The following is an 11068-nucleotide window of genomic DNA, read 5'->3' as shown; positions in this document are numbered from 1 at the left end:
GGTGTCAGGTGCGCTGGGGATACTGGCAGCTGGAAGACACTTCGCCAGGAGACAGAGCGATGACGGGCCCGATGATCAACGTGCCAGCCGCCCAGGGAGCGCTTCAGACGTTGCCGGATCAGGGGGTGGCGCAGCCAAACAAGCAGGGAGACTCGAAGTTCGACGCGGTACTGGCGGACAAGGCCCAGGCCACGAGCGGAGCAGCCCAGCCACAGTCCGCCCAGTCCGTACGAGCGGTGGAGACAGTCGCCAGCACGGAGAAGCCAACGACCAACCTGGTGTCCCACGTCGTACGAGAGCTGGAGGCGGGGCACCTGCGCCTGGAGAAGCTCATCGAGACGAGCGCCTCGGGAAAGACGTTCTCGAACGCGGAGCTACTGTCGCTACAGGCCTCCATGTACAAGTACACGCTGGAGTTGGACCTGACGAGCAAGGTCGTCGAGAAGGCCACCACCGGAATCAAGGACGTGGTGAAGACCCAGGTGTAGCCGCTCCCCGGCCCCGGGCTCTGCGTCGGACACCCGGGGCACGAGCTGTCAGCTCACTCAAAGATGTAGCGCTTGACGATCTTGAAGGGCACGGAGCGCGGGAGCAGAGCGGCACCGGGCTGAGATCCCTCCAACTGGGGAACACCGTCCTCATCTCCCAGCGTGAAACAGACGGGATAGCGCTGGCCGTTCGGCGTGCGCACCTCCGTATAGCGACCATAGACCTTCGCATCCCCCCACCGGTCGATCCTGCCACTGCTCGTCCAGAGCGTACCGAGGATCAGGCTCCCCGCTGGGAGGGTTGCAGTCGGCTCGCCCAAGAGGACACTCGTAATAGGGCCGTCCTGGTAGCGCCCTGTATCGCCCGATGTACCCGGCTGCTGGACATCGACCACGAGATTCCCAGCACTCCCCAGTCTCAGGCCTAGCTTCTTCATCGCGGCAAGCGCCTCAGGTGGGCACTTCTCTACTTCTTCAAAGGGCTTTACCTGGGTACTGGCACAGCCGGCACTCAGTTCCAGGCACGCGACCGCCGCAGCGGCTTTCTCGAGGTTTTTAGACTTCCGCTGAGTCGCGGACTTGTTGCCGGTGGCCTTCTTCGTCTTCACGGGAGTGGGCTCCTCCGATCCCGTCGCGGGGGTCGCGACGACCGCAGGGGTGGCTTCCGCCGAGGGCGGTACTGCGGCCTCCCTAGCATCGGGGGACTCGGGCGAATTCGCCACTTCATGGGTAGTCTTCGCGAATGATGGCAACCCGACTTGCAAGGTAGGACTGAAATACACCACTCCCAGGGCCAGCCCTCCGCCCAGAAGCAAAATCAGCCCCAAGCGAAGCACCCATCGTCTCCATGCTCGCGCTGGCACAGGAACAGCTCGCGAAGGAGCTCTCTCCCGCGCGATACCGTCTCGTGCGAAGGAAGGATCAAGAGCTGGAGCGTCCTGCGCATGCAGAGCGCCGCCAGGGGCTGGAACAGTCGCCAACGCAAAGGGCACAGACTTGGGTGGTGCTGGCGGCTTCGGACCTGGAAGAAGCGTAGGTGGCTCCGGTCGCCGGATGCGGCGCTGCAGCCCGTCTGGCTCGTTCTCCCACTCGAAGCAGGTCGCCTCCCACACCGCAGCCTCTCCAAACGCGGACGCGGCCACTACGGCTTCGTGAAGTTCCCGGCCACTCTGGGGACGTGCTTCGGGATCCTTGTCCAACAGCCGCATGACGAGGGCAGACAGCTCCGGCGGCACCCGTCGGTTGACGGTCTCGGGTGAGGGAGGCACCCGCCACAGGATGACGTCTTCGAGCACCTCTCGTGGCAGTTCCAGAGGAAACGGCCAGTGACCCGTCAGGGCACGGTAGGCAGTGACTCCCAGGGCGTACAGTTCGTCCGTGGCCTTGTATTCGTAGTGAACCCCTTTGCGATCCCAGTTGCGCTGATTGAATCGAAGCGCCTCCGGGCTACGGCAATGCCGGGTTCCCGGCGGCAGGGGTTGTTCAGTCAGGGTTTGCGCCCCTTCGTAGTCGCCGGCGCTCAGATCCAGCAGGATGGGTTCGCCATCCGAGGAACGCACCAGGATGTTCTCCGGCTTGACGTCGCGGTGCCAGGCGTCGTGCTCATTCAAGAAGCCCAGCGCCAGAGCGAGCTTGTCGAGCACAGCGCCCAGTTGATGGAAAGAGGGGTTGGTACCCTCCACCCAGTCAATGAGGTTGGGCCCCTCCACATGGTCCATGACGATGTAGTGGTAGCCCTCTTTCGGATGCGGCCAGCGTCCGTGGCCGTGGATACGTACGATGTTGGTGTGCATCGCCTTCGTCATCAGCAGCGTCGTCTCTCGCTCGGCTCTTGGGTCTCCCAGCCGTAGAGACATCTTCAGCGCGTACACCTCCCCGGGCCGTGCGGCGTCCTCGACGCGGTAGACAGCGCCGAAGCCACCCTTGCCGGACCTACCCAAGATGCGCCAGCCGCTGACCAGCGTCTCTGGCTTCAGCGCATCGGGATGCACCATCAGCGTTTCCACATCCATGGCTCAGAGCCTCACTCTCTCGATCACGACTCCGCGTTCCCCATCCTTCTCGCGTACTTCCAGGACGAAGAACCTGCCGGCATCCTCGGGGCGCAAGTCCATCTCCACCGCGAGAGAACCCGTCCCTCCAGGGGTGAGGCGAACCACGTCCAGCCACACGGGCATGCGCTGCACCACCCGACCCTCGGCATCCAGCAGCCTCGCCTCACCTGGCGTCCAAGGAGTTCCTCCAGCAGGAAGGTGAAGGGGAATGATCACCACGAAGGACTTCCAGGAGCGATAGACCATGGGAGATTGAAGAGGAATTCCCTGCAAACCCCTCCAGTGGCACCTGCCCTCGAGCAACTCCACGGTGACGCCCTGATCATCCACGGCTCCCGAGAGCACCACCTTGGCCAACCCTCCCGCTTCACACCGGGCCAGCGCTGCCTCCAGTCGAGCCTGGAGCGCCTCGCTCGAGAGCGGCTGCCGCACCACCTGCACCTGCCCATCCACCTCGGTCGGGTGCGCCACGAGCGCAAGCACGGCCTTCGCGGGAACCAGCCCATCCGCGAAGCCCACCGTCACCAGCAGGCGCTCTCCGGAAGCCAGCTCCACCGCGGGCCGGAGCACGAGCGTGCGCGTGTTGGTCTCCAGCAACGCGAACCGACTCTCCCGCCCTTCCACCGTGAGCGCGTCACGGTCGAGCGGAGAATCGAACTCCAGCGTCGTGAGATAGCCGGGCGCGACGCGCACCTCCGGCACGGCTCCGGAGGACAGTTCCGCGCGCCGGGCCTTCACCTCGCGCGCGGGCGACAACCCCGCCTGGGCCCATGCCACCGGGCCCGGCAACGACACCAACACCAGCAGCATGGCAGGGAATCCAGCAGGTAGGGTCAACCGAAGGGAACCTCCTCGGTTGTACCCTACCAGAGCGCACCGACCTCCCACGGCATCTTCACGTGGGCAGTCGCCGTCCGCTCAACAGCAGGCACTGCCACGGGGACTCATGTCAGCCCCCGTGGCTACACCGTGCCTCAGTGGACGCGCGAGCGAGGCAGGTTCGACGGCGCCGGGAAGCCCAGCAGCGACTCGAACGTCAGGTCTGAACCCTTGAGGCCCGGCGCCGGCGGAGTCCCGCACACCAGCGTCGCCAGGTCCTGCGCGCGACGGCCCAGGTCATCGAACTGGCGCGGCTGCTGCGTCACCGGATCCACGATGGTGCCGCCTCGCATGAAGGGCGACAGCGTGGACATCTGGCCAAACGCCCGGTTGGAGATGTGCAAGAACTCCGTGCCCGTCTCCCCCGCGTGGCACCCGCTGCACGTGTTGAGCGAGAACTTGTGCCGCGCCTCCAGGTTCACCGACGGCGCACGCCAGAACAGGTTCTCCGGCACCCGCGACGCCGCGCCCAGGAACCGCTGCCCCGAGAACGTCTCCGGCACCGTGTACTGCTCGGCGATGATGGCCGCCTGGTTCTCTCGCATGAAGTTGCCCAGCGCGTTCGAGTTGTTGAACCCCAGGTCCGGCGTCAGCTTCACCGTGGTCGGCTGCAGCCCGGACTCCGTCAACACGAACTCTCGCATCTCCCACGGGTCTCCCAGCTCCACCTCGTTGGTGCGGATCTGGTTGAGCGCGCTGCCGTGCGGCCGCCCCGGCATCACCCCCGCCAGCGTGAACCGATCCGTGAGCGCCTGCAGCTTCATCTTGAAGTCCGGGTGGCTCAGCCCCAGCTGCCCCAGCTCATGCCAGTCCCGAGCCCAGAGCTGAATGGCCTCCGGCGTGGCCCCGGGCAGCGCGTACTCGAAGATGACCGTGAACTCGAGCGGGTTGCCGCTCGGGCCCAGCACGCCGAACACGAAGCGCCCCTCTCCGGCCTGCACCCCCGGCTGCCGCAGGTCCATCCGGTTGACGATCGCCAGCAGCCGGAACGGTGCGTGCGCGAAGTTCAGCGGCTGCGACGGCCCGCCGCTCACGTCCTCCCAGGGCCCGAGCACCTTCGTCAGCATCTGCGGGCGCGCCGGCACGACCAACCCGTTGATCGTCTGCGGCGTGGCCCACGTCCTCAGCCACTGGCGCACCAGCGTCGACGGGTCTTGATTGCCCGCCATCGCCCGCATCAGCGCCTCGAAGTGCCACGGGCCGCCCACCGGCGTGCGGACCATGTCCTCCACCACCGAGAGCGAGGTGATGACCAGCTCCTCCGAGCGGTCGATGGTGCATGAGGCCGGGCCGCACGCATAAGTGGACTCACAGCCGTTGGCCGGGTTCCCATCGCAGTCGTAGTGGCCCACCGGGCACGCCACGCCGCACGTGCTCGCCACGCACACGCCCTCGGCGTTGCCCTGATCCGGGCAGCTGTTGCCACAGGTGCCACAGTGGTCCGCGTCCGCCGTCAGGTCCGCTTCGCAGCCGTTGGCCGGGTTGCCGTCACAGTCGGCGTAGCCCTGCGGGCACGGCGTCGTATACGTGGGACCCTCGACACAGGTGGACTCGTTGTACGCGGCATCCCGCGCCGCCACGTACACCCGGCGGACGCTGCCCGGGCCGCTCGCCGCCACCGTGAGCACGGCGGTGAAGGTGCCCGAGGCGTTGGCGAAGACCGTGACGGCCGGGAACCCCGTACACGCCACGTCGATGAAGATGCCCACCTCGCTCAGCGGCTCGGCGGTGCCAGTCACGTGCAGCCGGTGCTGGGTGCTGCCGTACTGCCAGTTCGCGTCGACGATGGCCGGCGGGGCCGGCGGCGTCGTGTCATAGACGGAAGGAGCCGGGATGTTGCTGCAGCCCGAGGCATTGCCCACCGAGTCATACGAGCGCACCGAGTAGCTGGTCGCCGAATAGGACGGGAGGTTGAGGCTCACCTGGCTGTACCCGCTCGAGTCCCCGCCCAGCGTCGAGGTCAACACCGGCGCGCCGACGCAGCCGTCGCCGCCGTAGACGCGAAGGGTGGCGTTCGCCTCGGAGCGCACCACCAGCTGGGGCTGCTGCGAGGAGCCGCCTCCCGGCTGGAGCCACGAGAGCAACGGCGACTGCGGCGGGGTCAGGTCCACGAAGGAGGCGCTCCCCGAACGGGCGTTGTTGAGCTCACTCGCCTCGCGCACGCTGCCCTGCGGATCCGCGAGGGCGCCCAGGATGTAGCTGCCCTGATCCAGGTTCGGCAGCGAGAGGCGCGCGCTCGCCTCGCGGCAGCTCCCCGCCGGCACCGTGAGCCGCGCGCTCACGGCCAGCAGCGCGTCTTGCGTGTCGATGTTCCGGTCGCGCGACAGGAAGAAGGCCACCTCGGTGGTGCCCGTCACATCTCCCCGGTTGCACAGCTGCGCGCGGACCCAATCCTGAGAGGCCGAGCCCACCGTCGAGGGCCCCGCCAACGACTCGAGCTGGAAGTCGGGTTGATTCGTGCCCGTGCTCGGATTCGACGGGTTGATGGGGCCTTCCCAGCCGTCAGGAGGGTTATCGAAGTCCGGCTCCTCGGGATAAGGGCCGACGGTGCAGCCCACGAGCGTTCCCGCCAGGGCACCTGCCAACCACTTCGACACGCGCATATGAGGCCTGCCTTCAGGGATTTGAGAAGCTACTGGCCCGCCCCGCGTACTGAGGAACCACCGTCGCCCATCCCCTTCGGACCCAAACCTGGCCGTCGGACGCACCGCGCGCGGATTTATTCACACGCACCGCGCGCTACAAGCCAGAAGGCACCGACGCTCTGTGGGAGCCTTGGAAAGCAGACGCTTCCCGAGGGTAGGCGAACGTGATCCTACCCCTTCAGGAGGGGGAGGCAGCCGACCCAGAAAGCAGGGAGTGCACCAGCGCCTGGAGTTCCTTGGGCAGGAAGGGCTTCTCCATGCGCGGGTTCTTCACATGGCTCAGGAACTCGCGCGCCTTGGGCGTGAAGGCCCCGCCCGTCAGGAACACCATCCGCTCGGCCTGCGCGGGTGAGACACGCGCCAGCTGCTCGTGTAGGTCCATCCCGCTCATCTCCGGCATCATGATGTCGCAGAGGATGATGTCGAAGCTCTCTCCGCCCGTGAGCCGCTGGTGGGCCTCGCGCGCGCTGGTGAGCGCCATCACCTCGTGCTCGCGCTGGAGCGCCCGGCGGATGGCCTGGCTGACCAGCGGCTCGTCGTCCACGATGAGGATGCGCCCACGCCGGACCTTGGCGAGGACTGGCTCGGTCGTGAGCCGAGAGCGGGCCACCACCTCGGGCGTCGCCGCGGCGGGGAGGATGACGCGGAAGACACTGCCGCGCCCCACCTCGCTCTCGAGCTCCAGGCGCCCGCCGAAGCCCGAGACGATGTCGCGGCAGATAGACAGCCCCAGCCCCGTGCCCACCCCGCGCGGCTTGGTGGTGTAGAACGGGTCGAACACCCGGGTGAGCCGGTCCGGCGGAATGCCCACGCCCGTGTCGTGTACCTCGATGCGCACTTCCCCCGCCGCGCGCCGCGTCACCAGGCGGATCTCATTGCCCTCCACCGCCCCCTCGGGGATGGCCTGGGCCGCGTTCACCAGCAGGTTCAGGAACACCTGCCCCAACGGACCCTCGCTCGCCTGCGCCGTCAGCGGCTCGGTGTAGTCGCGCACCAGCCGCGCGCGGTGGCGAATCTCGTTGCCCGCCATGCGCAGCGCCGACTCGAGCACCCGGTGGACCTCCAGGGGCTCGGCGCGGGGCTCCTTCTCTCCGCTGGAGAAGATGCGGAACTGCTGGACGACCTCCCGCGCCCGCACGGCGCCGAGCTGGGCGTCCGAGAGCAACCCACGCACCTCCTCGCGCTCGCCCGTCGCCAGCGGCAGGCGCGGCAGCACGTCCGACTCCAGCGTGTGCAGGTTGGTGAGCACGTAGGCCAGCGGGTTGTTGATGTCGTGCGCCACCATGCCCGCCACCATCCCCAGCGCGGCCATGCGGTCCGCGAGCATCAACCGCGACTGCATCTGGTTGCGCTCCGTCAGGTCCCGGGCAATGCACATGGCGCTCGGCTGTCCGTCGAACACCACCGCGAAGCGGGCCATCTCCGCGACGATGATGTCGCCCGACTTGCGCCGCAGGCGGAACTCCCGAAAGGCCATGGGGCCGCGGGCCTTCAGCACTCCGGGCTCGTCCCGCCGCAGCGCCTGCCAGTCCTCCGGCTGGAAGAAGGCGCTGGCCAGATCACTGAGCTCCCGCCCCAGCAGCTCGTCCGCGGAGTCGCACCCCACCAGCGCCACGAGCGCGGGGTTGGCATAGATGAGCCGGCGCTCCCGCAGAACGCAGATGCCGTCGGGCAGCCGCTCGATGAGTTCTCGGAAGCTCGACTGGGAGCGGCGCAGCTCCGCCAGCGTGCGCGCGTGCTGCACCGTGTAGCGGATGGAGCGCTGCAGCAGCACCGGCGTCATCTGCGACTTGACCATGAAGTCGGCGGCCCCGGCCTCCAGCGCCTGGCGGTCCACCATGTCATCCCCCAGCCCCGTCATCAGGATGATGGGGGTATGCACCCCGCGCTGGCGCGCCAGCTCCAGCAGCTCCAGCCCCGTGTAGATGCCCAACCGGTAGTCCAACAGGCACACGTCATGGCCGCCGGCCTGCAGCAACTCCAACCCCCGCTCCGGGTCCTCCACCCACTCGAGCGTCATCTTCTTCTCGGAGCCCAGCGCCTCCAGCGCGTCCCGCACCAGGATGAAGTCATCCTCATCATCTTCGATGAGGAGGATGCGCAGCGGGTGCGTGGGGGCTCCGAAGTTCATGTGAAGGTCATGAGACAGCCACTTGAGGAAGCTCGGCGGTCTGCACCCAGTGCTTATCCAGGACCTTCACGACCTCGACCAGCTCCTCGAACGTGCCTGGCTTGGTGATGAAGCAGTTGGCACCCAGGTCATAGGTGCGCAGCACGTCCTCCTCCGTCTTGGAGGTCGTCAGGATGATGACGGGGATGCGCCGCAGCCCGGGGTGCGACTTGATCTCCCGCAGGGCCTCGCGGCCGTCCTTCCGAGGCATGTTCAGGTCCAGGAGGATGAGCCCCGGCAGCGGCGCATCCTTCGGGTCGGTGTAGCGGCCCCGGTGGTTGAGATAGTCGAGCAGCTCCTCGCCGTCCTCCACATAGCGCAGCTCGTTGCGCAGGCGGCTCTGACGCATGGCGTCCCGGGTGAGGTCCCGGTCATCCGCGTCGTCATCGGCCATCAAGATGGTGATTGCCCTGGCTCGTTGCATGGAATCCTCTACACGCTCTGGGGGGGTTCGAGTGGCAGTGAGACGATGAAGGTGGCGCCCTGGCCGGGCACGCTGCTGGCGCTGATGGTTCCGCCGTGGCGCTCGACGATCTTTCGGCAGATGGCCAAGCCGATACCCGTGCCCGCGTACTTGCCCTGGCCGTGCAGGCGCTGGAACAGGTTGAAGATGCGGCCGAGGTACTTCTCGTCGAAGCCAATGCCGTTGTCCTCGACGCGCAGCTCGCAGCGCTTCTGTTTCGCGTCCACCGTGGCCTGCACGTTGACGCGCGGGGGCACGTTCTCCTGGCGGAACTTGAGCGCGTTGCTCAGCAGGTTCTGCAACAGCTGTCGCATCTGCGTGGGGTCCGCCTTGAGCGTCGGCAGCGGGCCCACGGTGACCGTGGCCCCCGCCTGCTCGATGGCGACCTCCAGGTCGCCCACCACGTCTCCGGCGATGTTGGAGAGGTTCACCGGGACGAAGGGTTGGGCCTTCGAGCTCACCCGCGAGAAGGCCAGCAGATCGTCGATGAGCCGGCGCATGCGGGTGGCCGCGTTCTGCATCCGCTCCAGGTAGTCGCGCGCCTCGGGGCTGAGCACCTCGGCGGCGGTGGACTTCAGCCGCTCACCGAAGGACTGGATCTTCCGCAGTGGCTCCTGCAGGTCGTGCGAGGCCACCGAGGCGAAGCTCTCCAGCTCGCGGTTGGACTGCTCCAGCCGGCGCAGGCTCTCCTCCAGGCGCAGCTGGGCCAGCTTCTGGGCGGTGACGTCGGTGGTGATCAGCGTCAAGCCGACGATCTCCGAGCCCGAGCGCACCGGCCCCAGCCTCACCGAGAACCAGGCATTGCCCACCTCGGGGGTCGACTGGGTCTCGTACTCGACGGGCTCGCCCGTCTCGAGGACCTTCTGGAAGAAACCGCGCACCCGCTCGACGTCATGCGGGGCGATCCAGTCATAGGCGGACCGGCCGACGATCTCCTCGGAACTGACTCCCGGAGGGATGGAGTTGATGAAGCGGATCCGATGCTCGGTGTCGTACGCGATCATCGTGCTGGGCGCCTGCCGGACCAGGGCATGGATGCCGAACGCATCGGTCGTCGAGGAGCGGCGCGAGTCAATGTCGGCGGCCAGCCCGTTGAGGGCCTGAATCACAGGCGCCAGCGGCCCCTGTCCCACCGGGTAGCGCACATTGGCTTCGTCGGCCTTCAGCCTCGAGATGAACTGGAGCACCTGCTCCATGGAGGTGTCATTGCCAGGTGGCGTGGCCTTCGTGGGCTCCGCGCTCTCAGACTCGCTGTCCACCCGGGATGTCTGGCTCAAAGTCGCTCCCCCAATACTCTCATGATACACGATGTCGGGTTTGAGACGGATCACACCTTCTTAGAAACCTGCTCGTCCGCCGAGGCACCAGGGACCCTGGGTGAGGGTAACCTCTCGGGCAGCTTGTGAGGCCGATCGGCCCACGGCTAGGCTCGCCGCATGCCCGAGCCAGGGGACCCCACACCCACGCCATCCGGGCTCGGCACCGAGGAGGCGGCCGAGTTGGAGGCGCTCGGCTCGCAAGCGGCATACGAGGCCTTCCTCGCGCCCGCCCAGGCCCTGGAGGCCAGTGCTGTCGAGGAGTGTCGGGCCGATATCGCTCTCGCCTGCTACAACGTGAAACAAGGTGTCGAGCATGTCCTCGCCCAGGAGGCCGTGGTCAGCGCTCTACCCGGAGTGAAACTCGAGGAGCTGCGGTCCCTCCCGCAGCTCGCACAAGGCCTGGCCTTCGCCGCGCTCCAGGTGCATCGCCAGCTACGGGCCGTCTCCTTCCGTCCACTGTTCGAGCAGGCGCTGCGGGCGCGGCGCAAACTGCTCAAGGCCGCCGAGGCGCTCGCCGCGGTGGGCCTGCTGCCCGAGGACGAGGTGAGTTCCCTGAGCGGCGGCCGGCAGAATGTCGTCGAGGACTGTCTGGCGCTCACCGCCCTGCTCAAGCGCCACGAGGCGAGCATCTCCGGGCGCTCGCCGGTGACGGCGGCGGACCTCGAGGAGGCGGAGCAGGTGGCGACGAACCTGCGGCAACTGCTGGCGCCCTGGAGCGGGGGAGAGAGCGGCGCGCCGGCCCCCGTGCTGGAGGCCTCCGGGCTGCGCAACCGCTTCTGGACCCTGCTCAAGCAACGCTACGAGGTGCTCTGGCGGTGCGGCGCGTGGCTCTTTGGCCACGAGGTGGAGGAGCACGTGCCGCCGCTCGAGTCCCGCCGGGCTCCGCCGCCCCAGATAGAACGAGCGGTGGCACCGAACCCGGGGGAGGCTTCCCCCAAGAGTGAGGGCTGGCCGCTTTCCGGGCCCGAGCCGTCGCGCCTGGTGGGTGGGTTGGATCCGCGCCGGGTGCGCTTCATCATCCGCGTCGGCACGCACCTGTCCAAGCTGTGA

Annotated in this window: 8 protein-coding genes; 2 read left to right on the top strand and 6 right to left on the bottom strand. The window is 67.6% G+C overall.

The genetic code is table 11. The features are described from left to right. Nucleotides 1–59: 59 nt before the first annotated feature. The gene (locus tag SYV04_RS33780) at nt 60–488 is read left to right on the top strand and encodes an ATP-dependent helicase HrpB (RefSeq protein WP_321550118.1); all 429 of its coding nucleotides are present in this window, start codon (nt 60–62) and stop codon (nt 486–488) included. Between the two features lie 53 nt (nt 489–541). Here the strand turns inward: SYV04_RS33780 and SYV04_RS33775 are convergent, their stop codons facing one another. The 6 genes from SYV04_RS33775 to SYV04_RS33750 form a co-directional block, all read right to left on the bottom strand. Continuing rightward, nucleotides 542–2500, bottom strand: a complete 1959-nt coding sequence (locus tag SYV04_RS33775; protein ID WP_321550117.1) for a serine/threonine protein kinase — start codon at nt 2498–2500, stop codon at nt 542–544. A gap of 3 nt (nt 2501–2503) precedes the next feature. Next, nucleotides 2504–3352 (bottom strand): DUF2381 family protein, encoded by an 849-nt coding sequence (locus tag SYV04_RS33770; RefSeq protein ID WP_321550116.1) that lies wholly within the window; start codon nt 3350–3352, stop codon nt 2504–2506. Nucleotides 3353–3516: 164 nt separating this feature from the next. After that, nucleotides 3517–6024, bottom strand: a complete 2508-nt coding sequence (locus SYV04_RS33765; protein ID WP_321550115.1) for a hypothetical protein — start codon at nt 6022–6024, stop codon at nt 3517–3519. Nucleotides 6025–6244: 220 nt separating this feature from the next. Next, a complete protein-coding gene (locus SYV04_RS33760) occupies nt 6245–8197 on the bottom strand; it encodes an ATP-binding response regulator (protein WP_321550114.1) in 1953 nt (650 codons plus the stop codon). 7 nt (nt 8198–8204) lie between these two features. Beyond that, nucleotides 8205–8660 (bottom strand): response regulator, encoded by a 456-nt coding sequence (locus SYV04_RS33755; RefSeq protein WP_321550113.1) that lies wholly within the window; start codon nt 8658–8660, stop codon nt 8205–8207. An 8-nt stretch (nt 8661–8668) separates the two neighbouring features. Further along, entirely contained in the window at nt 8669–9976 is a 1308-nt protein-coding gene (locus SYV04_RS33750) for a sensor histidine kinase (protein WP_321550112.1), read from the bottom strand. A 159-nt stretch (nt 9977–10135) separates the two neighbouring features. Between SYV04_RS33750 and SYV04_RS33745 the strand changes: the two genes are divergently transcribed. Beyond that, nucleotides 10136–11068, top strand: coding sequence for a hypothetical protein (locus SYV04_RS33745; protein WP_321550111.1), 933 nt, complete (start codon nt 10136–10138; stop codon nt 11066–11068).

Origin of the sequence: Hyalangium ruber (assembly GCF_034259325.1) — a bacterium.
Taxonomy (GTDB): Bacteria; Myxococcota; Myxococcia; order Myxococcales; family Myxococcaceae; genus Hyalangium_A; species Hyalangium_A rubrum.
This window is presented reverse-complemented; position numbering and strand designations above follow the sequence as displayed.

Excerpts from the sequence above, each read along its gene's own strand:
- SYV04_RS33775 (WP_321550117.1), bottom strand. The coding sequence starts at position 2,500 with ATGGATGTGGAAACGCTGATGGTGCATCCCGATGCGCTGAAGCCAGAG.
- SYV04_RS33755 (WP_321550113.1), bottom strand. The coding sequence starts at position 8,660 with ATGCAACGAGCCAGGGCAATCACCATCTTGATGGCCGATGACGACGCG.
- SYV04_RS33780 (WP_321550118.1), top strand. The coding sequence starts at position 60 with ATGACGGGCCCGATGATCAACGTGCCAGCCGCCCAGGGAGCGCTTCAG.
- SYV04_RS33770 (WP_321550116.1), bottom strand. The coding sequence starts at position 3,352 with ATGCTGCTGGTGTTGGTGTCGTTGCCGGGCCCGGTGGCATGGGCCCAG.
- SYV04_RS33760 (WP_321550114.1), bottom strand. The coding sequence starts at position 8,197 with ATGAACTTCGGAGCCCCCACGCACCCGCTGCGCATCCTCCTCATCGAA.
- SYV04_RS33745 (WP_321550111.1), top strand. The coding sequence starts at position 10,136 with ATGCCCGAGCCAGGGGACCCCACACCCACGCCATCCGGGCTCGGCACC.
- SYV04_RS33765 (WP_321550115.1), bottom strand. The coding sequence starts at position 6,024 with ATGCGCGTGTCGAAGTGGTTGGCAGGTGCCCTGGCGGGAACGCTCGTG.